This is a genomic window from Jiella marina, from assembly GCF_024359545.1.
Classification (GTDB): Bacteria; Pseudomonadota; Alphaproteobacteria; order Rhizobiales; family Rhizobiaceae; genus Jiella.
Genome location: NZ_JAKQZG010000011.1, coordinates 64,853 through 86,149 on the forward strand (window position 1 = coordinate 64,853; position 21,297 = coordinate 86,149).

The 21,297-nt window shown below is 64.0% G+C and carries 17 protein-coding genes and 1 pseudogene; 6 read left to right on the forward strand and 12 right to left on the reverse strand.

Annotated elements, in window-relative coordinates:
• Positions 1 to 426: 426 nt before the first annotated feature.
• From polA to MF134_RS17650, 4 genes are all read left to right on the forward strand, one after another.
• Entirely contained in the window at positions 427 to 3,366 is a 2,940-nt protein-coding gene (gene polA, locus MF134_RS17635) for a DNA polymerase I (RefSeq protein ID WP_255340798.1), read from the forward strand.
• 323 nt (positions 3,367 to 3,689) lie between these two features.
• Positions 3,690 to 4,952, forward strand: a complete 1,263-nt coding sequence (locus MF134_RS17640) for a PAS domain-containing protein (protein WP_255340799.1) — start codon at positions 3,690 to 3,692, stop codon at positions 4,950 to 4,952.
• 49 nt (positions 4,953 to 5,001) lie between these two features.
• Complete coding sequence (gene pyrF / locus MF134_RS17645) at positions 5,002 to 5,706, forward strand: orotidine-5'-phosphate decarboxylase (RefSeq protein ID WP_255340800.1); 705 nt, start codon at positions 5,002 to 5,004, stop codon at positions 5,704 to 5,706.
• A 23-nt stretch (positions 5,707 to 5,729) separates the two neighbouring features.
• Positions 5,730 to 6,023 (forward strand): DUF1330 domain-containing protein, encoded by a 294-nt coding sequence (locus MF134_RS17650; RefSeq protein ID WP_255340801.1) that lies wholly within the window; start codon positions 5,730 to 5,732, stop codon positions 6,021 to 6,023.
• Positions 6,024 to 6,159: 136 nt separating this feature from the next.
• On the opposite strand, the gene MF134_RS17655 is transcribed toward MF134_RS17650, so the two are convergent.
• From MF134_RS17655 to glf, 9 genes are all read right to left on the reverse strand, one after another.
• Positions 6,160 to 8,313, reverse strand: coding sequence for a sodium-translocating pyrophosphatase (locus MF134_RS17655; RefSeq protein ID WP_255340802.1), 2,154 nt, complete (start codon positions 8,311 to 8,313; stop codon positions 6,160 to 6,162).
• Positions 8,314 to 8,475: 162 nt separating this feature from the next.
• Positions 8,476 to 9,723, reverse strand: a complete 1,248-nt coding sequence (locus MF134_RS17660; protein WP_255340803.1) for an MFS transporter — start codon at positions 9,721 to 9,723, stop codon at positions 8,476 to 8,478.
• A complete protein-coding gene (gene nusB, locus MF134_RS17665) occupies positions 9,720 to 10,211 on the reverse strand; it encodes a transcription antitermination factor NusB (RefSeq protein ID WP_255340804.1) in 492 nt (163 codons plus the stop codon). Before nusB ends, MF134_RS17660 begins: the two co-directional genes overlap by 4 nt.
• A 2-nt stretch (positions 10,212 to 10,213) precedes the next feature.
• Positions 10,214 to 10,663: a 6,7-dimethyl-8-ribityllumazine synthase gene (locus tag MF134_RS17670; RefSeq protein WP_255340805.1), complete on the reverse strand. Its 450-nt coding sequence runs from the start codon at positions 10,661 to 10,663 to the stop codon at positions 10,214 to 10,216.
• Between the two features lie 134 nt (positions 10,664 to 10,797).
• A complete protein-coding gene (locus MF134_RS17675; protein WP_255340806.1) occupies positions 10,798 to 11,409 on the reverse strand; it encodes a riboflavin synthase in 612 nt (203 codons plus the stop codon).
• Entirely contained in the window at positions 11,409 to 12,554 is a 1,146-nt protein-coding gene (ribD, locus tag MF134_RS17680; protein WP_255340807.1) for a bifunctional diaminohydroxyphosphoribosylaminopyrimidine deaminase/5-amino-6-(5-phosphoribosylamino)uracil reductase RibD, read from the reverse strand. The genes MF134_RS17675 and ribD overlap by 1 nt, the downstream gene beginning before the upstream one ends.
• Complete coding sequence (gene nrdR / locus MF134_RS17685) at positions 12,544 to 13,062, reverse strand: transcriptional regulator NrdR (RefSeq protein WP_255340808.1); 519 nt, start codon at positions 13,060 to 13,062, stop codon at positions 12,544 to 12,546. The genes ribD and nrdR overlap by 11 nt, the downstream gene beginning before the upstream one ends.
• Positions 13,063 to 13,256: 194 nt before the next feature.
• On the reverse strand, positions 13,257 to 14,573 hold the full coding sequence (glyA, locus tag MF134_RS17690; RefSeq protein ID WP_255340809.1) for a serine hydroxymethyltransferase: 1,317 nt from the start codon (positions 14,571 to 14,573) through the stop codon (positions 13,257 to 13,259).
• Positions 14,574 to 14,824: 251 nt separating this feature from the next.
• On the reverse strand, positions 14,825 to 15,946 hold the full coding sequence (gene glf, locus MF134_RS17695; protein ID WP_255340810.1) for a UDP-galactopyranose mutase: 1,122 nt from the start codon (positions 15,944 to 15,946) through the stop codon (positions 14,825 to 14,827).
• A gap of 237 nt (positions 15,947 to 16,183) precedes the next feature.
• Here glf and MF134_RS17700 point away from each other — a divergent pair.
• Positions 16,184 to 16,997: pseudogene (locus tag MF134_RS17700) on the forward strand (IS5 family transposase).
• A 621-nt stretch (positions 16,998 to 17,618) separates the two neighbouring features.
• On the opposite strand, the gene MF134_RS17705 reads toward MF134_RS17700, so the two are convergent.
• From MF134_RS17705 to MF134_RS17715, 3 genes are all read right to left on the reverse strand, one after another.
• Positions 17,619 to 17,867 carry a hypothetical protein gene (locus tag MF134_RS17705; protein WP_255340811.1) on the reverse strand — a complete coding sequence of 83 codons (249 nt, stop codon included), beginning with the start codon at positions 17,865 to 17,867 and terminating at the stop codon, positions 17,619 to 17,621.
• A 174-nt stretch (positions 17,868 to 18,041) separates the two neighbouring features.
• Positions 18,042 to 19,832: an SH3 domain-containing protein gene (locus MF134_RS17710; RefSeq protein WP_255340812.1), complete on the reverse strand. Its 1,791-nt coding sequence runs from the start codon at positions 19,830 to 19,832 to the stop codon at positions 18,042 to 18,044.
• Positions 19,833 to 19,933: 101 nt separating this feature from the next.
• A complete protein-coding gene (locus tag MF134_RS17715) occupies positions 19,934 to 20,221 on the reverse strand; it encodes a hypothetical protein (protein WP_255340813.1) in 288 nt (95 codons plus the stop codon).
• A 379-nt stretch (positions 20,222 to 20,600) separates the two neighbouring features.
• Between MF134_RS17715 and MF134_RS17720 the strand changes: the two genes are divergently transcribed.
• A complete protein-coding gene (locus MF134_RS17720) occupies positions 20,601 to 21,287 on the forward strand; it encodes a hypothetical protein (protein ID WP_255340814.1) in 687 nt (228 codons plus the stop codon).
• Positions 21,288 to 21,297: the final 10 nt, after the last annotated feature.

Sequence of the window (21,297 nt, forward strand, 5' to 3'; positions counted from 1 at the left end):
CGCGACGACTCTCGTTCACTTCCAGTGGCGCCGGTCCTGGAGAGGGGGGAAGAGGACCCTTGCGCCTGAATTTCGGCTCTAAAGCGGGGGACGTGCCTTGGCCGAATACGACGCATTGATCGCGCCGTCACAAGAGAGAATGCGACTCGCGGGCCAAGAAATCAAGATGAATGATGACGCGGGCCTCTCACATCGATGTGAAGGGCCGATACAATTGGAGAAAAGCACCTCCTGCCAATCATTGCAAACCCTTCATGGACAAGGAAAAGCGAATAGCGAAGGCGCGTGACTTTTGCGCAACGGAAATCTTCCGCTGGGGCAGGAAAGGTCGGCGATGGACAGCGTGCCGGGGTCGCGATACCAGTCCCTCACCATCCCATCGGCGGTTTCCGCGCGATCCTTCCTTCACGAGTCCACGGCCACGCGATGAAAAAAGGTGATCACCTCTTCCTGGTCGACGGGTCGGCCTACATCTTCCGCGCCTACCATGCGCTACCGCCCCTCACCCGCAAGTCGGACGGCCTGCCGGTCGGCGCGGTGTCCGGCTTCTGCAACATGCTGTGGAAGCTCATCGAGGAATCGCGCGACACCTCGGTCGGGGTCGCACCCACCCATTTCGCGGTGATCTTCGACCATTCCTCGACCACCTTCCGAAATGAGCTCTACGACCAGTACAAGGCCAACCGCACGGCGCCGCCGGAAGATCTGGTGCCGCAATTCGCACTGATCCGCGAGGCGGTGCGCGCCTTCGATCTCGCCTGCATCGAAAAGGAAGGCTACGAGGCCGACGATCTGATCGCGACCTACACGCGCCAGGCGGTCGCCGCCGGCGGCGACGTCACCATCGTCTCCTCGGACAAGGACCTAATGCAACTCGTCGGCCCCGGCGTCATCCTCTACGACCAGATGAAGGACAAGCGCCTCGGCGCGGAGGAAGTGAAGGAGAAGTTCGGCGTCTATCCCGAGAAGATGATCGATCTCCAGGCACTGGTGGGCGACACGTCCGACAATGTGCCGGGTGTCCCCGGAATCGGGCCGAAGACGGCAGCGCAGCTGCTCGACGAATATGGTGACCTCGACACGCTTCTCGAACGCGCCGAGGAGATCAAGCAGGCCAAGCGCCGGCAGAACCTGATCGAATTCGCCGAGCAGGCGCGGCTTTCGCGGAAGCTCGTGACGCTCGACTGCGAGACGCCGCTCGACACCCCGCTCGACGAGTTGTTCATCCACGAGCCGGATGGCGAGAAGCTGATCTCCTTCCTCAAGGCGATGGAGTTCACCACCCTTACCCGCCGCGTCTCCGCGACCCTCGGCACCGATGCGAGCGAGGTGGAAAAGGCCGACATCGCCGTGGAAGGCCCGGCCCGTGGCCCCGATCTCGATCCGGCCGAGGCCGGTCCCGCCCTTGTGCAGGATGCGGCGGACGGCGAAGCGCGGCTGCCGCTGACACCGAAGGCGCTTGCCGAGGCACGCCGGGCCAATGCCGGCGCAGTCCCGATCGATCGCAGCGCCTATCTGACGATCCGCGACGCCGAAGCTCTGGAAGCGTTCCTGACCGACGCCCGCGAAACCGGTCTGCTCGCCTTCGACACCGAGACCGCGACGCTTTCTGCGATGAATGGCGAACTGGTCGGCGTCTCCTTCGCGACCCGGCCCGGCCGCGCGGCCTATCTGCCGCTGGCGCATCTGCCGGCCGGAGGAGAGGCCGATCTGCTGTCGGAAAAGAGCGTCGAGGAGGAGATCGGACCGCAGCTCGCCCTCGATACGGCGCTCGCGATCCTCAAGCCTCTCCTCGAAGACCCGGCGATCCTGAAGATCGGTCAGAACTTCAAATACGACTATCTCGTCATGCTGCGGCACGGCGTCACCATCGCGCCTTTCGACGATACGATGCTGATCTCCTACGCGCTCGACGCCTCGGCCTCGCTCTCGGGCCACGGCATGGACGAATTGTCGGAGCGCTTCCTCGGCCACAAGCCGATCAGCTTCAAGGAGCTCTGCGGATCGGGCCGAACCGCCAAGCCGATTGCGTCCTGCGAGATCGAAAAGGTCACCGAATACGCCGCCGAGGACGCCGACGTTACCCTGCGGCTCTGGCAGGTGCTGAAGCCCCGCCTTGCCGCAGAGGGGCTTGCTTCGGTCTATGAGCGGCTGGAGCGGCCGCTTCTGCCAGTTCTCGCCCGCATGGAGCATCGTGGCATTCGCACCGACCGGCAGATCCTCTCGCGGCTCTCCGGGCGCTTTGCCCAGAAGCAGGCGGGGCTTGAAGCGGAGATCGCCGAAATGGCCGGCGAGGAGTTCAACCCCGGCTCGCCGAAGCAGCTCGGCGAGATCCTGTTCGGAAAGCTCGGCCTTCCCGGCGGCAAGAAGACCAAGAGCGGCCAGTGGTCGACGGACGTGAAGGTTCTGGAAGAGCTTGCGGCGGAAGGCCACGAGCTGCCCTCGAGGATCGTGGAGTGGCGCCAGCTGACCAAGCTCAAGGGCACCTACACCGACACGCTGCCGAACCACATGGATAGTGCCGGCCGCATCCACACATCCTATTCCATGGCTTCGACCACGACGGGCCGCCTCTCCTCCTCCGAGCCGAACCTTCAGAACATTCCCGTGCGCACCGAAGAGGGGCGCGCCATCCGCACGGCCTTCGTCGCGTCGGAAGGCACCAAGCTCGTCTCAGCCGACTACAGCCAGATCGAACTGCGCATTCTCGCCCATATCGCCGATATCCCGCAGCTCAAGCAGGCCTTCCAGGAAGGGCTCGACATCCATGCAATGACGGCGTCGGAAATGTTCGGCGTGCCGGTCGAGGGCATGGACCCGATGGTTCGTCGCCGGGCGAAGGCCATCAATTTCGGCATCATCTACGGCATTTCCGCCTTCGGCCTCGCCAACCAGCTGGCAATCCCGCGCGAGGAGGCGAGCCTCTACATCAAGCGCTATTTCGAGCGCTTCCCCGGCATTCGCGATTACATGGACGAGACCAAGGCCTTCGCCAAGCAGCACGGCTATGTCGAGACCCTGTTCGGCCGCCGCGCGCACTACCCCGACATCAAGGCCTCGAACCCCTCGCTCCGCGCCTTCAACGAGCGCGCCGCGATCAACGCGCCCATTCAGGGCACGGCGGCCGACATCATTCGCCGGGCGATGATCCGCATGGAGCCGGCGCTGGCCGAGGCCGGGCTTGCGGCGAAGATGCTGCTGCAGGTTCACGACGAACTGATCTTCGAAGTCCCCGAGGATGAGGTCGAGGCGACGCTGCCGGTGGTCCGAAAGGCGATGGAGGAGGCCGCCTTGCCGCGCGTGATTCTTTCCGTCCCGCTGGAGGTGGAGGCGAAGGCCGCGGAGAACTGGGAGGCCGCACATTGACGCGGCCATCCCTGGCCAATCGGACCAGGAAGCGGCGGCGTTCCGAGAGTGATCGATAGTTAGCTCTCGATCCAACACCTTGAAGCCTTACGCTTTCCGATGTTTCCTGATGATCTGCAGGTGAAATTCCTCATGCGTGAAGCATAGACGGCTTGAAGTCCGCGCTCGTGCACCAATCTTAGACCGCGGAAGGGCTTGCGCATCAGCAAGGCGCCTTGATTTCGAACCCCTGCCAGGGACAACAGCCGGCTCGACTTGTCGGAACGGCGCTATTTTGATTGCAGATTGCGCAAACCACGCACTTTGGAGATCGGTGAGAGCGTATGGACCAACGCGAGGGCGAGAATCCGGAGACGTTCGGCGTCCCATCCAACATCACGACCGCCGCGCTCGCCAAGCTGCCTCTGGCTTTGGTGCTGACCAACCCGCATCTTGATGGCAACCCGATCATCTACGCCAACCACGCCTTCGAGCGGATCACCGGCTACGCGGCACCAGCCACGATCGGTCGCAACTGCCGTTTCCTGCAAGGCGACGAGACCGATCCGGATCATTCAAGGCAGATCGGAGAAGCGCTTCGCGAAGAGCGCGACATCTCGCTGGACATTCTGAACTATCGGGCTGACGGCTCCAAATTCGTCAATCGCCTGATGATCACGCCTCTGTATGACGAGCAGGACCGGCTCCAGTGTTTCCTCGGCGTCCAGCGTGACATGAGCGATGGAGCCGACGCCGAAACGACTTCGACGGGCGGCCAGAATGCTCCCATCGACGCCGCACTCGGCGAAATTCAGCACCGGGTGAAGAATCACCTCTCGATGATCGTCGGCATGATCCGCATGCAGGCGCGCGCCAAGACCAGCGAAGAGAGCTTTTCGGCGCTCGCCCGCCGGATCGAGAGCCTGCAACTGCTCTATCAGGAAATGACCGAAGCCGGCGTCGGCTCGACGCGCTCGGAGCGGGTGCCGCTGGGCGCCTATATCAGCCGCGTCGCGGCGACGATCGGACATCTGGACGGGCGCCGCTCCGTGCGCATCAATGTCGATTGCGACGCGATCGAGGTAAAGGTCGATCAGGCCGCCCGGATCGGCCTGTTGTTTTCCGAGCTTCTGACCAATTCGCTCAAACACGCGTTCCAGGAGCGTGAGGAGGGTCTGGTCGAGACCCGGCTGAAGATGCTCTCCTCCGGCGTCATCCGCTTGACGGTGACCGACGACGGAATCGGCATGCCGGCCGAGAGCAATTGGCCGTATGGGGGCGCAAGGCCGGAACCGCTGTCGTCCGATGAGGTGGAAGACATCACGGAAGATGCCAGCGAAAAGGCGCAAGACCAAGCCAACGGCAAGGTCAACGAAGCGCGGGAAATCGCCGAATCCATGGGCATGTCGCGCAGAGCCCCTTCATCCTCCGGCAGCGAGATCGTGGAAAGCGGCGATCAGGCCGTGCGCCGCCAGAAGGCGCGTTCGCAGGAAGGCGGACTCGGCGGTCGCATCACGACCTCGCTCGTGCGTGGACTGAATGCCCGGCTCGACGTGAGCTCGCACACGACGGGCACGACGGTGATGGTCGACATCCCGCCGGAATGATGACAAAGACCGTCCCATCGAAGAAACGGTCGACGGGAACACAGGATCGATGGGGCGCGACGAGGCGAAAGACCGGCTGATCGTCGGCTTGGACGTGACCGGCCCGGCGGCCGCAGAAGAGATCGTCGCAACGCTCGGCGACGAAGTGACCTGGTACAAGATCGGTTATCAACTCGCCTTGAGCGGCGGCCTGCCGCTGGTCGGTGAACTGGCGGCATCCGGAAAGCGCGTCTTTCTGGATCTGAAACTCCTCGACATTTCCAACACGGTCGAAAAGGGTGTCGAGAGCGCCCTCGCCCTCGGCGCATCGATGTTGACGGTCCACGCCTATCCCCACGCCATGAAGGCGGCCGTGAAGGCCGCGGCCGGTTCGCCCCTGACGTTGCTCGGCGTTACTGTGCTGACCTCTCTCGATGATGAGGACCTGGAAGGGGCGGGCTATCGCTACAACGTCGCCGATCTTGCTGCCCTGCGGGTCGCGCAGGCTCGCGACATCGGCATGGGCGGTCTCGTCGCCTCGGCTGCCGAGGCGATGGCGATCCGCGAGATCGTCGGGCCCGACATGGCGCTGGTGACACCGGGGATCCGGCCGACGGGAAGCGCCTCTGGCGACCAGAAGCGCGTCGCGACACCCGCCGACGCCCTTCAGGCCGGCGCCTCGCATCTGGTGGTCGCCAGACCCATCATCGCGGCGGAAGATCCGAGAGCGGCAGCCGGCGCGATCCTCGACGAGATGGCTACTGCTGCCGTTTGAATTCATGAGGAGGAGTTGAAGATATGGCCAAAGGCTATTGGATCGCCCGAGTCGACGTGCGGGACCCGGAGGGCTACAAGGCCTATGTGGAGACGGCCAAGCCTGCCTTTGAAGCGCATGGGGCGAAGTTCCTCGTGCGCGGCGGCGCTGTCACGGAACTCGAAGGCTCGGCGCGTGCGCGCAATGTGGTGATCGAGTTCGACTCGGTCGAGACTGCCCTCGCCTGCTACAACAGCCCGGACTATCAGAAGGCCAAGGCCATTCGCGAGCAATACGCCACCGCCGACATGTACATTGTCGAGGGTTACGAGGGCTAAGCGCCACGGAGCGCGACCATGCCTTGATCAACAAAAAGAACCGCGTGAATGCCGATCATCCACGCGGTTCTTTTTGTTGATGGCCTGAGCGAGGAACGGGCCGGTCGTCCCGGCCCATCCTCTCGCCTTCTCGGCTCTATTGATGCGCGAGCACCGCCAGCAGCAGGAGCGCGACGATATTGGTGATCTTGATCGCCGGGTTCACGGCAGGGCCCGCCGTATCCTTGTAAGGATCGCCGACCGTATCGCCCGTGACCGAAGCCTTGTGGGCCTCGGAGCCCTTCAGGTGCCGGGTGCCTGCCGCATCGACGAAGCCGTCCTCGAAGGACTTCTTGGCGTTGTCCCAGGCGCCGCCGCCCGACGTCATGGAGATCGCAACGAAGATACCCGTCACGATGACTCCGAGAAGCATGGCGCCCACGGCCGAAAAGGCCTGGCTCTTGTCGGCGATCAGCAGCACGGCGAAGTAGACGACGATCGGTGCCAGAACCGGCAGGAGGGACGGGACGACCATCTCCTTGATCGCCGCGCGCGTGAGAAGATCGACGGCCCGTGCGTAGTTCGGCCGTTCGGTGCCGGCCATGATGCCCGGCTTCTCACGGAACTGACGGCGCACTTCGTCGACCACCGAACTGGCCGCACGTCCGACCGCCGTCATGGCGATGCCACCGAACAGGAACGGGATCAGGCCACCGAGAAGAAGCCCCACCACCACGAACGGGTTGGCCAGCGAGAAGTCGGGCTGAACACCCTGGAAGTAAGCGTATTCGCCACTGCCATTGGCGCTCTGTTCGATGAAGTACTGCAGATCGTAATTGTAGGCGGCGAACAGAACCAGCGCGCCGAGGCCCGCCGAGCCGATCGCATACCCCTTGGTGACTGCCTTGGTGGTGTTGCCAACCGCGTCGAGGGCGTCGGTCGAGCGACGCACATCCGCCGGCAGGCCCGCCATTTCCGCGATGCCGCCGGCATTGTCCGTCACCGGGCCGAAGGCATCGAGGGCAACGATCATGCCGGCAACGCCGAGCATGGCGGTCACCGCGATGCCGGTGCCGTAGAGGCCGGACAGCTGATAGGTCGAAATGATGCCGGCGACGATCACGATCGTTGGCAGCGCCGTCGCCTCGAGCGAGACGGCGAGACCCTGGATGACGTTCGTTCCATGCCCTGAGACCGAAGCCTCCGAGATCGAGCGGACCGGCCGGAAGCCGATGCCGGTGTAGTACTCCGTGATCCAGACGATGAGGCCGGTCACGGCAAGGCCGATGATGCCGCAGATGAACAGGTTGAGGCCGTTGATCATCACGCCTGCCGAGGACTCGCCCACGTCGCCGAAGCCGACGGTGAAGTAGTTGGCGATGGCGAGACCGACGATCGACAGGAGCGTCGTGACCCACAGACCCTTGTAGAGGGCGCCCATGATCGAGCCGTTGGCGCCGAGGCGCACGAAGAAGGTGCCGATGATCGAGGTGACGATGCAGGCGCCGCAGATCGCGAGCGGATAGATCATCACGCTTTCGATCACGTCGGAGCCGGCAAAGAAGATCGCGCCGAGCACCATGGTCGCGACGACCGTCACGGCGTAGGTCTCGAACAGGTCGGCCGCCATGCCAGCGCAGTCGCCGACATTGTCACCGACATTGTCGGCGATCGTGGCCGGGTTGCGAGGATCGTCCTCGGGAATGCCGGCTTCCACCTTGCCGACGAGATCGCCGCCGACATCGGCACCCTTGGTGAAGATGCCGCCGCCGAGACGGGCGAAGATCGAGATCAGCGAGGCGCCGAACCCGAGCGACACCAGCGCGTCGATGACCGTGCGGTCAGCCGGCGCGAAGCCGAAGGTGCTGGTGAGGACCAGAAAGTAGATGGTGACGCCGAGAAGCGCGAGGCCCGCGACGAGGAGGCCGGTGATCGCGCCGGACTTGAACGCCACGCCGAGACCGAGCCCCAGCGAACGGGCCGCCGCCTGGGCGGTGCGGATGTTGGCACGGACCGAGACATTCATGCCGATGAAGCCGGCAAGGCCGGACAGAATGGCGCCGATGGCAAAGCCCACCGCCGCATAGAGCGAGAGAAGCAGCCAGGTCAGTGCGAAGACGACGATGCCGACGATCGCGATGGTCGTGTATTGCCGGGTGAGATAGGCCTGTGCCCCTTCGCGGATCGCGCCTGCGATCTCCTGCATCCGGGCCGTGCCCTGATCCGCGGCCATGACCGATCGCGTCGCCCAGATGGCGTAAACGACGGCGAGCAGCCCACACAGGGCTACGACCAGTAGAATTGTCTGCATGCCGTTTCCTCAATTCCTCGCCAGACTGCAGCCGGCGATCTCCCGTTATTCGTTATGACCTCGCCGGCTTGCCCCCCACCGGGTCAGGCGGTCGCGAGGTTATATGAGGCGGGAACGGCGTCAAGCGTTCCGTCCGGCGCCTTCGGCGTCAGAACTGCTTTCTCAACGGGAATAAGGGGAAGCGGAGCGGGCGGACCGGCGCGCTTCGAGGAGAAGCGCCGCCAGACAGACGCCCACGATCGGCAGACCGATCAGATTCATCGTGTCCCAGCCGCTGGTCACGAAGACCCGGCCGGACAGAAACGAGGCGAACGCGACGGAGGAAAACAGGACGAGATCGTGGAACCCCTGCGTCTTGTTCTTCTCCGATGGGCGATGGGTCTCGGCGACCATGGCGGTGGCACCGATGAAGCCGAAATTCCAGCCGAAGCCGAGGAGGACGAGGCCCAGCCAGAACTGCCAGACCGCGATCCCGGACAGAAACACGAGGAAACTGGCGATCAGCGCCAGAAGGCCGATGCCGATGATTCGCTCCTTCCCGTATCGCGCGATCAGCCGCCCGGTGAAGAAGCTCGGGGCGAACATCGCCATCACATGCCACTGGATGCCCAGGAAGCTCGCCTCCTGCGGATGGCCGCAGGCGACGATGGCGAGCGGCGCGCCGGTCATCACGAAGCTCATCATCGCGAAGCTGCCGACACCGCACAGAAGCGCGGTCAGGAATCGCGGCTGGCTGACGATCTCTGCCAGCGGCCGCGCCTCTGCTTCACTCGTCGCGGCCGCATCGGCGGCTTCGTCTCGCTCGGGGACCCGCAGGCGGGACAGAACGGCAGATCCGAGGAGCCCGAGGATGCACACGCCGAAAAAGGCGCCAGCGAACTCGGCGGGGCGAAACAGGCCGGTGGTGAAGTTCACCATCTGCGGGCCGATGACGGCCGCAAACATGCCTCCCGCGAGCACGATGGCGATCGCCCGTGCCTGGTAGTCATGTGGAGCGCCATCGGTGGCGGCGAAGCGATATTGCTGGGTGAAGGCGTTGCCGCTGCCGATCACCATCATCGCAGCGACGAAGAACCAGAAATTCTGGGAAAACAGCGCAAAACCGGCGAGAAGCCCGCCGACCGACACCGCCAAAGCGCCTGAACACAGGCCGAGGCGGCGCCCGACCAGGCGCATGAACGCGGCCGCCGGCAGGGCGCCGATGGCAACCCCGACGTTGAATCCCGTCACCGGCAGCGTCGCGAGTGTCTTGTCCTCAAGGAGGAGCCAGGTCCCGGCGAGACCGCCGGTCGAAATCGCCACCGGCGCCGCTGCCCCGACCACCGCCTGCGCGGTTGCAAGCACGAAGGCGTTGCGCCGCGCAAAGGAGACGGTCGCAACGGGTGCGCCCGGAGACGAGATCGCGGTCATGACCGCCGGTCCGCTTCGCTGCGGCTTTGCCGGGCAATCCGGTCGAGCACGGCATTGACGAGAGCCGGTTCTTCTTCGGTGTAGAAGGCCCGGGCGACGTCGATATATTCGTTCACGATGACGGCGACCGGCACGTCCAGGCGCTGCTTGATCTCGAACACGCCGGCTCTCAGGATCGCGCGCAGGGTGGTGTCCAGCCGCGCCAGCGGCCAGTCGGTCGGAAGCGCGCCGTGGATCAGCGGGTCGATCGCCGTCTGCTGTCGCACGACCCCCGAGACGATGTCGCGAAACCAGGCGGCGTCGGCGGCGCGATACTGCTCGCCGTCGATCTCGCGACCGAGGCGGAAGGACTCGTATTCCGCCACCGTTTCGAGAAGGTTCGATCCGCCGACGTCCATCTGGTACAGCGCCTGCACCGCCGCCAGGCGGGCGGCGCCACGCTTGTTGGCGGATTTCATGGGTCGTTTCGGCTCAGACGGACCGGCCATGATCAGCCCCCGAACTGTTCGCGGAGCGCGATCATCGTCAGGGCGGTCTTGGCTGCCTCCCCGCCCTTGTCCTTGCGGGCGGGATCGGCGCGCACCAGCGCCTGCTCCTCGTTCTCGACGGTCAGGATTCCGTTGCCGATGGCGAGCCCCTCGTCGACGGCCAGCGACATGAGCGCGCGAGCCGACTCGTTAGCGACGATATCGAAATGGTGGGTCTCGCCCCGGATCACGCAGCCGAGCGCGACGAAACCGTCATAGTCGGTACCGCCGGCATCGGCGCCCGACAGCGCGAAACCGATCGCGGCCGGCACCTCCAGCGAGCCCGGCACGGTGACGACGTCGTAAGTGGCGCCGGCGCCGTCGAGGGCCGCCTTGACGCCGCCGAGGAGATGATCGGCGATATGCTCGTAATAGCGCGCCTCGACGATGAGGATGTGGGGCTTCGTCGCCATGTCGTTGGTCCTTTGCAGGCGGAGTCCGAATCACGGTCGGGCGGGTCGTGAGATCGAGCCCGGCCGGATCGGGCGGCCGGTTCGGCCGGGGAAAACGGGGACGGCGCGCCGTCGACCGAGCCGTCGAAACGCTCTCAGCCGTTCGCCGCGCCGAACAGGCGCTCGGCATAACGCGCAATCTGGTCGATCTCAAGATTGACGAGATCACCGACGTTGCGTTCACCCCAAGTCGTCACCTCCAGCGAGTGGCGGATCAGAAGCACGTCGAAGACGTCGTCGGCCACCGAATTGACGGTGAGCGAGGTCCCGTCGAGGGCGACGGAACCCTTGCGGGCGATGTAGCGCTTCAGATCTTCGGGCGCCTTCAAGCGAAAGCGGACCGCCTCCCCCTCCTCTTCGCGCGAGACGATTTCGGCAAGACCGTCGACATGACCGGAGACGAGATGTCCGCCGAGCTCGTCGCCGACTTTCAGGGAACGCTCCAGATTGATGCGCGAGCCCTCCTGCCAGGTGCCGGCGGTGGTCAGGCGCAGCGCTTCTTCCCAGGCTTCGACATCGAACCAGCGGCCGTTCGAGCCCGGCTCCGGCAGGGCGGTCACGGTCAGGCAGACGCCGGAACAGGCAATCGACGCGCCAAGAGCGATGTTCGCCGGATCATAGACGGTGGTGACACGAAAAGCCCGGCCCTTGTCGCGCGGCTGCGTCCCGGCGATCTGCCCCACATCCGTGACGATTCCCGTGAACATCAGGCGACCCCGCAATCAAACTCGTACCAATGGTCGTCGCCGAAGCGCTGGTCCCGAACCAATGGGAAGCGTTGCCGCGCCTCGGCCAGTCCGACCGGCGCCAGAATGCCGGCTTCGCCGATCTCGATCCCTCCTTGCACGAGGATCAGGCGGTCCACCAGCCCGTCGGCGAGAAAACTCGAGGCAAGCTCCGCCCCTCCCTCGACGAGGATGGAGGTGATGCCGGTTGCCCCCAGATCCTCCATCAGTTCCGGCAGGGCGACGCGGCCGGTTTCGGGGTCTGTGTCACAGGCGACGAAGGAAACGCCCGCTTCCGCCAGCGCCGCACGGCGCTCCGGATCGGCATCGGCAAAGGCGACGACGAAAGTGGGCGTGTCGCGTGCCGTCCGAACCACCGTCATGTCCGGTGAAAGCCGCAGGTTCGGATCGAGGATGATCCGGGCGGGCGAACGATCGGACATGCCCGGCAGCCGGCAGTCGAGACGCGGATCGTCCTCGAGAGCGGTGCCGGCCCCGATCATGATCGCATCGGTCTGGGCGCGGATCAGATGGGTCTGGGCGTTGGAAATCGGCCCGGTGATTTTGACCTGGCCCTCGCCGCGCAGCCCGATCCGCCCGTCCCTGGAAAGCGCCATTTTCAGGGTCACCCCCGGCCGGCCGCTCCGATGACGCGTGAGATAGCCGGCGATATTGCGCGCCGCTTCTTCGGCCAGCACCTTCGGCGTAACCTTCAGCCCGCCATCGAGCAGGATCCGGTGCCCCTTGCCGTCGACCCGCGGATCGGGATCGGACGCCGCCGAGACCACGCGGGTGATTCCGGCGGTGACGAGAGCTTCCGCGCAAGGGGGCGTACGACCGTGATGGGCACAGGGCTCCAGCGTGACATAGGCAGTCGCGCCGCGCGCGAGTTCTCCCGCTTCGGCCAGCGCGCCGGCTTCGGCATGCGGCCTCCCACCCAGCGCCGTCACGCCGCGCCCCACGATCCGCGGCGGCCGTCCGTCGCCCTCGTCTCGCACGATCAGGGTCGCGACGGACGGATTGGTGCCGGTACGCCCGACATTGCGTCTGGCGTAGCGAATGGCGGCCGCCATGAAACGGCGATCATAGGGCTGTTCGGGCGAAAAGACCGACGGGTCAGCGATCATCCGCGGCCTCGTCTTCGGTCTCGACACGCTCCGAACCGTCGACCGGCTCCGGCACCTGTGGACGCGCCAGTTCGCCGATCACGGATTCGAAGTCGCTCGCCTCGGCGAAATCGCGGTAGACCGAGGCAAAGCGCACATAGGCGACGTCGTCGAGACCGCGCAGCGCCTCCATCACCATGGCGCCGATCATGTCGGAACTGACTTCGCCCTCGCTGGTCTGTTCGAGACGGCGCACGATGCCGGAGATCATCCGTTCGACGCGCTCCGGATCGACCGGGCGCTTGCGCAGCGCCACCTGTACCGACCGTGCCAGCTTGTCCCGCTCGAACGGCACCTTCTTGCCCGATTTCTTGACGACGTGCAGTTCGCGGAGTTGGACGCGCTCGAAAGTGGTGAAGCGGCCGTTGCAGTCGGGGCAGACCCGACGCCGCCGGATCGCGGCTCCGTCCTCGGCCGGACGGGAGTCCTTCACCTGGCTGTCCTGCGAGCCGCAATAGGGACAGCGCATGTCGATTTCCCCTGCTTACCGATCTGAAACACGAAAGAGCCGCCTTCGCGCCGCGCATCGTCGCGAAATCCGTTTCCCGAGCGATCGGGAGATAAGGCGAATGGGAAGCAATGCGAAGGGCCAGAGCAGTCATGCGAACGGACCGCGCGGTTCGGTCGCACGGCCCGCCATTCGAAGTTGCGTCCGAGACCCGCTCAGATCGTCTGGTAGATCGGGAAACGGTCCGTCAGGGCCACGACCCGCTCCTTGACCGAAGCCTCGACCGCGGCGTTGCCTTCCTCGGAATTCGCCGCCCGCAGGCCATCGAGCACCTCGATGATCAGCTTGCCGACCTCGCGGAATTCGGCCGCGCCGAAGCCGCGGCTCGTCGCCGCCGGGGTGCCGAGACGAACGCCCGAGGTGATCGTCGGCTTTTCCGGATCGTTCGGCACGCCGTTCTTGTTGCAGGTGATGTTGGCCCGCCCGAGCGCCTGTTCCGACGCCTTTCCGGTCAGGTTCTTCGGACGCAGGTCGACCAGCATGAGATGCGTGTCGGTACCGCCGGAAACGATGTCGAGACCGCCCTCGCGAAGGGTTTCGGCAAGAACCTTGGCGTTCTCGGCGACCGCCGCAATGTAGGAGCGATAGGCCGGCGTCAGCGCCTCGCCGAAGGCCACGGCCTTGCCGGCGATGACATGCATCAGCGGACCGCCCTGGAGCCCCGGGAAGACCGCCGAATTGATCTTCTTGGCGATCGCCTCGTCATTGGTCAGCACGATGCCGCCGCGCGGACCGCGCAGGGTCTTGTGGGTCGTCGAGGTCGCAACATGGGCGTGCGGGAACGGGCTCGGATGATGGCCCGCGGCGACGAGACCGGCAAAATGCGCCATGTCCACCCACAGGATCGCCCCGACTTCGTCGGCGATCTTGCGGAAGCGGGCGAAATCGATCTGGCGCGAATAGGCCGAGCCACCCGCGATGATGACAGCTGGCTTGTGCTCCTTGGCGAGGCTCTCGACCTGATCGTAGTCGATCAGGCCGGTTTCGAGATCGAGGCCGTACTGGACCGGATTGAACCACTTGCCGGACAAATTGGGCTTGGCGCCGTGGGTCAGGTGACCGCCCGCATCGAGGCTCATGCCGAGAAGCGTATCGCCCGGCTTCGACAGCGCGAGCAGGACGGCCTGGTTGGCCTGACTGCCGGAGTTCGGCTGAACATTGGCGAATTCGCAACCGAAGAGCTGCTTCACCCGGTCGATCGCCAGATTTTCGACCACGTCGACATACTGGCAGCCGCCATAGTAGCGGCGGCCGGGATAGCCTTCGGCATATTTGTTGGTGAGGACGGAGCCCTGGGCCTCGAGAACCGCGCGGGAGACGATGTTCTCCGAAGCGATCAGCTCGATCTCATGGCGCTGACGCTCGAGTTCCTTGCCGACGGCGCCGAAGACATCAGCATCACGCTCGGAAAGCGAAGCCGTGAAGAAATCGGAGAAGTCGTTCTGTCCGGCGGTTGGGGAAACCTGGCTCATGCTTGCACTCTCCTTTGAGGCGTTGGGCCGCTGGCCGCGTTCGGCCTGCGAACACGCGCTGGCCGAAATACGCGCAGAAGCACGCGCGTGCGGAATTTCGTCGCGACTTACCATACGCCAGAAGCCGCGCCAAGCGCACCTCCACGCGGCCGTATGGCGCGGCCCACCCCGGTTTACCCACGGCGATGAGGACGCAGACAGATGTTGCCGGCACCCGAACGACAAGCCTAATGACTGCGTTTCGCCGGTCCTCAGGCGGCCCTCGCAAGCTGCTTCTCGAATAGCGACAGGGCGCGTCCGCTGGCCTGATCCATGTTGTAGTAGGAATAGTCGCCAAGGCGGCCGGCGAACCACACCTTGCCGGCGAGTTGGCGCGCTTCGTCCTTGTACTTTCGCAGCCTGACAGCCGTCTCTGGCGTCGGGACCGGGTAGTAAGGCTCATTTCGCCCGATCTCGTAGGCCTCCGGAAATTCCTTTACGAGAACCGCACTCTGTGTGGCCTGCCCGGTCAGATGGGACAGATCGGTGATGCGCGTATATCCTGGCGCATTGGGATAGCTGATCGTTCCGACGGGTTGAACCGGCCGATGATCGACGGTCCGCAACTGGAACTGAACGCTGCGATACGGCAAGGCGCCGAAACGATAATCGAAATAGGCGTCGATGGGGCCGGTGAAGACAATTTTTGCTGCGGGATGAGCGCGGCGGGCATCCACAAACTCGGTGTTGAGGGCAATTTCGATCCTCTCGTGCGCAAGCATGCGCTCGAACATCGGCACGTAACCGTTCGCCGGCATGGCCTGAAACCGATCTGGGAAATACCGGTCGTCATAACTGACGGAGACGGGAAGTCGCGCCAGAACCGATGCGTCCAGATCGAGCGGCTGCAGGCCCCAATGCTTCTTCACGTAGTTCTCGTAGACGTTCCGATAGACGAAACTCGCGAACTCGCGAATATCGGAGTCCTCGTGATCTATGAGTTTCAAGATCGTGATACGTGCGCCGTAGCCGAAGGTGTGGATCAGCTTCGCGGAAACCCGTTCGGCAAAAGAGGATGAGAAGGCGACCTTGATCGAATCGAGATTGAACGGCAGTGGCAGGAGCTTGTCTTCGACTGCCGCAAGAGTCTTGTGCACATAGGGCCGCCAAGAGGTGAACTGCGACAGATAATCCCGCACGTGCTCGCTGTTCGTATGAAAGATATGCGGACCATGCTTGTGGACGATGTTGCCCGCCTCATCCACATAGTCGTAGGCGTTGCCGGCGAGATGGCCGCGTCGGTCGACAAGCAGCACCTTCTTATGAAGGACGCTGGCAATCCGTTCGGCAACGATTGCGCCGGTGAAACCCGCGCCGACAACGATCCAATCCAAGTTTTCATTGCCCTCCAGAGACAGATGAGAGCGAAAACTCACTCTCCCTTACAGGATGACGTAAGGGAGTCGATTGCACAACCCTAGCCTGGCAATATCGACGGCGGGAGCACCTACAGCATCGGACCGCCCGTATATAGCAAACGCACCAAGCCAGTTAGAGGCCGTCCGGAAAGTGTTGAATGGCCGGGATGGCGATGATTCCAGAGGGCTTCTGAAGCCTGATCTGGAAGAGCCATTTGGACCCCGACCACTTGCGCGCAGCATAACCGCGAACATCTGCGCTACGAAACCGACCTGACCGATAGCGAATGGGCAGTCTTGGAGTCGGAACTGCCGAAACCGAAGGGGACGGGACGGCCGCCGGAAATGGCCAATGCGGGAGATCGTCAATGCGATTTTCTACGTCTTGCGCGGCGGCATTCCCTGGCGCCTGATCCCGAAAGACCTTCCACCCAAGAGCACGGTGTTCGATCATTTCAGCCGCTGGCGTGACGAAGGCGTATTCGCCGGCATCAATCATCGCCTGGTGATGGCCGACCGCGAGCAGCTGGGCCGTGATGCTTCGCCGAGCGCTGCCGTGCTCGACAGCCAGAGCGTCAAGACCACCGAAAGCGGCGGGCCCCGAGGTTATGACGCCGGCAAGAAAGTCAAAGGACGCAAACGCCAAGCGATGGTGGATACGGATGGCCGAGCCCTTGTTATTGATCCCCAGCCTGCCGACGTTCAGGATCGCAACGGGGCCGTTCCGGTCCTCAAAGTCTCGCGGAAATCCTATCCGTTCGTCGAGAAAGCCTTTGCCGACATGGCCTATTCTGGCGATCAACGAAAATGGCGACCCTGATCGATATCGAGATCGTCCGAAAACCGCCTGACCAGGTCGGCTTTGCCGTTCATCCCAGACGCTGGGTCGTCGAACGCTTCTTCGGATGGATCAGTCGGAATCGGCGGCTCTGGAAAGATGCCGAGGCCACCATCGCTTCTGCAAAAGCCTTCCTCTACGCCGGCCTCCGTCATGATCCTTATCCGAAGGCTCGCAAGGGCATCATGACCCTCGCCGGACGGACTCTTAGGCATCGTCACTCGAAATAGCCTTATTGACATCCGTTACGATGTACCCTTTTGGATTCGGATCATCGCCAAGATATTGGACATGCACATCAACGACGAAAGTGCTTGTCATTGGGTTTGCTTCCTTCGTCATCCTGTCCTTGAGATCCTGAAAATTCTTTCGGAAACAAACTGGAACAGGCTTTTCTGATATCTCCGAGATAACACCCTTATCCCCACTCCTGCCACTTCCCTTCCGAGGCCCTTGTTGGCCTGTTCCATAAATAACATTACTTCTTTTTCAATCCGATTTGGCTTGGCACTTTCAAGCGTAATCGGGGGTTGAGAGGAAATTATCGACATCGATTACCGCTCGATTTAGCTCATGCTCATCAAAGCTGTATTCGGCAACTATGGTCTTGGGCCCCGCTTGGGGGAGCTTGCCATTTGTAGCCTACCGCTGCCGCCTCACAAGCGAATAGAAACACGGCACCGCGCTCGTCCTTCGTCGTTTCTACCAAGGCAGATTGCGTCTGCCTGCGAAAGGCCGACCCAACACCATTCACCAGCGTCCTCCAATCGGTGCGGCCATCGTCAATTGCGTCCGCGATCTGAGCGATACTCATGGGCCTGATGCGTCCCTGAGAGCGCCAAGAATGAGCTTGCGCAGTTCGCCGCGCCTGAATACCCGATTATGCTTTTGGCGGGCTCTGAGGTCGGCCGGATTGCCGACAAAGCCCACGAGCAACAGTATATGGTCTACCGCTTTCAATTCGGCGTCGATTTCGCTGATCCGCTTCTCAAGGCAGGCGCATTCTGTAGCGAGGTCGCGGCGCTTTCGGACAAAGCCGTATATCGTGAGGGAAATCATACACCATTATCAGGCTATGCCACTGCTTAGCCTACCGGTTTGATGGTGCATCTGATACACAAGGGCGCATCGGAGCGAAAAGTGCGTACCGGTTTTCGGATAATCCGATGCGAAAACAAAGGACTGGTGCATGAAACCCGATTCGGGAATCGGGTCTCATGCCCGGGCGTCCTCTTAGCACCGGATATAGGGACGATACACCCAGCCGAGTTCGCGAACGCCGCCATTCGCCAGCGGTTCGGCGACATGCGCCCAGGGCCGCCCGTTCGGATATTCGCTCAGGACCACGACCACGTGCCCGTCGCGCAGCGTGTTGATGATCCGGCTCTTGTTGCCGGGCGCGGTGCGCACATTCAAGGGCGTGTTGGTCGGGTCGGCGACCACGCAGCGCGGGCGGCGGTCGCGGGCCGGCTGGGGCTCGCTCCAGGCGCGGCGATCGTTCGCCCTGGCCTCCGCCGCGCGGCGTTCGGCCTCTTCGCGCTGGCGCCGCTCAGCGTCGAGGCGCTCCTCGATCTCGGCCAGGCGGCGCTTGTATTCCTCTTCCAGCTTCTCGCGCAATTCCGCCTCGCGGCGCAGCCGGTCGGCTTCCGCATCCGCCTGCTTCTGGCGCAGAACGGCCCGGTCGCGCGCGGCATTGAGGGCGATCTCGTGGCGCAGGCTGCCGGAGAAATCGGCGGCGCACTGGTCGAGCATCGCGATGGCGACTTCCGGCTCTGCCGTCTCGGCCCTTGTCGCGCAGGTTGAGGCGGCGCTGTCGAGGACGAGCTCGGCCTGGCGCACCTCCGCCTGGCACATGGCGTTGCCGGCGATGAAATCGCGGAGCGCCGACACTGTGCCGGCCCCGCGCGCGACCTCGAACAGGGCCGCGCAGCCGGCCCCGGCGCGCCCCTCCTCTTCCATCGCGTCGTTGCTCGCCACCGTCTCGGGCAGGCAATTGCGCACCTCGCTGCGCGGCACCACCACGCGATAGCTGTAGCGGCCGATATTAGTGCCGTTGGCATGGCGCGCCGAGACGTCGAGCTTCAGGACTGCCGAACTCGCGGGCGACTCTCCCGCGCCGTCCAGGCGCTCTTCCGGCGCGGGCGCAACGGCGATGTCGAGAAACACGCCTTCGGCGGCCGGATCGCCCGACCCGTCCTCGCCCGCCGGCAATTGCCGCAGCAGAGGCCAGGCGGTGGCCCCGACAGTTTCATTGATACGCTGCTGCCGGCTGCCCGAGAGTTCGGTGTAGGCGCTGTTGAAGGTGTCGTCGATCGAGCGGGCAAGCTGGCATTCCGACGCGTCGACATCTGCGGTCACCCTATAGGCGAGCGGCATCGTCGTGTCCTTGAGCAGCCCATGCTGCTGCAGCCGCGCGATCGCCTTGAGCGAGGCTTCACGCAGAGCCCCGTCCACATCGTAGAACTCGCGGCTGGAGAAGGTGTCGGAGAGTTCCGCCACGCCGAGCCGGTTGAGGTCGAGGGTGAGCGTCGGGCCGGTCTCGGTGGCGCAGATGCGGCCGGTCTCGGGGTCGAGGATCGTCAGGCCCAGATAGAGCCTCAGGATTTCCGGCAGGCGGCGTTCGGGCTCCACGGTGAGGAACATGTCGGAGCCGAAGAAATCCTTCAGCGCCTGCGCGGTCGAAGCAGAACTCGCCCGCTGCGGCAGGATGCCCTCGACCATCTGGCGGTACGCACGGCCGAGCCGCGGCGTGTATTTGTCGGGGATCGCGGCCGCGATCAGGCTGTTCAGGTCGCGCCGCCGGCCGCTGCCGATACGCGGCTCGTCCTCGGCGATCCCGATGAAGGTGATCGCCCGGTTCTTCAGCCGGTCGACGCATTCGGCCGTCGCCGTGCGGCTTTCCAGACCGTAGAGCCAGCGTTCCACCGAAGCCTGCCATTCCTGGGCATAAGCCTGGGCTCGGGCGGCGTCACTTGACAGCGCAACGGCGCCCAAGGCGAAAAGGATGGCGAAAATCCAGCGCATGGCAGCCTCGTGCATCGGCGAACTCGAAACGTGCCATCCGTCATTACCGCCCCCTTGCCGCAAGGGCAATTCCGCTCACCCGATCCTGAAGGCGGGCTGGCTCAGCGGCCCCGCGCGAGGCAGCGGCGATAGGCCCGCCCTCCGTCGCGGCGGGCACTCTGTGCCTTGATCGCGCGGGCGCCGAAGGAATCTTCCGACCGGTCGACCCGCCCTTGATAGTCGTTGGCGGCCGTCTGGCGGGCGTATTCGCGACAATATCTGTCGGTTCCGGGCTGGTAGGGATTGGCCGACACGCGCGCGCCGGCGATCGGCGATCCATTCGGATAAGGCGTTGCGGTATTGCAGCCGGCGAGCGCTGCCAGCGGCAGTGCGACGATGATCCAACGCATGGGGATGACTCCTGAGATTGCGTTCACCCAATCGTCTGATCTGATGCAGGAATTCGAAAAGCCAACGCCATCAAGGCGATGTGTTCGCTGGTCGTCTCTCGCCAGAATGCCTCGTGCCAAGGACCAACCCCACGGCCAAGGGTGGGCTGCTGCCAAGGCCCTGACCGCAGCGACCAATCCGCTGCCAAGCTGGTTGAGGGGTCATTTCCGCACAGGCGTCCTATATCGTTACGAAATCGTTAACGGCGCAGTCCGGGCGCGCTTCTGAAGCGGCCGGACTGTGCCAGATCGGCACGGAAATTCTGGCATGAAAGCTGCTGCGAGCCGCTGGAACGCAGACATTCGAAGCCAATAGGAGTATCGCATGTCCCGTAGCCTCTTGCTCGCCGCCACGACCGCGCTCGGCGTGTTCGGCCTCGCGAACCCTTTCCTGGCCGGCCCCACAGCGGCGCAGGATTCCGGCGATCCGATCAGCGGGAGCGAAGAGTTCCTGCGCGATGGGGGCAGTATCCGCCTCACCCCCGAGATCGCCCGCCCCCGTGACGATGGCGAGTTCCTCGAAGACGGCGGCGAGATCCGCAGCGGCATCGATCGCCTCAATGGCGTCGTGCCGGTAGACGAGGACGCGGTCGGCACCGATCCCGACATCTATTCCGACGGCGGGCGCGAGGAGTTCCTCGAAGACGGCGGCTCCATCACCGTGACGCCGACGCCGCGTCCGGTATTTCTCCGCGAGCGCAGCGCGAAGCGTCACTGGCGGCATGACAAGCCCGCGCCGGCCCGCTGGCGTGACCATGGCTCCATCACCTACGTCACGGTCGATTTTGACGACGATGACGGGCGCTCGTCGTTTCAGTCTCTGCCGACCAAGAGAGGTCTGGATAACGCCAGTTCCGTTCCGCTACCGGTGGAAGCTCGCTTGATCCATGTCGAGAGCGAGCGCCTCGACCGACGGCCGATGCCGGCCTCGGGGATCGAAGTCCTTTGGCGCGGTGGCGCCAAGATCATCCGGATCGCAGAGGGCTACAGCTACAGCGCCGACAACCAGACGGTGTCGCAGAAATAACCGGTCGCCG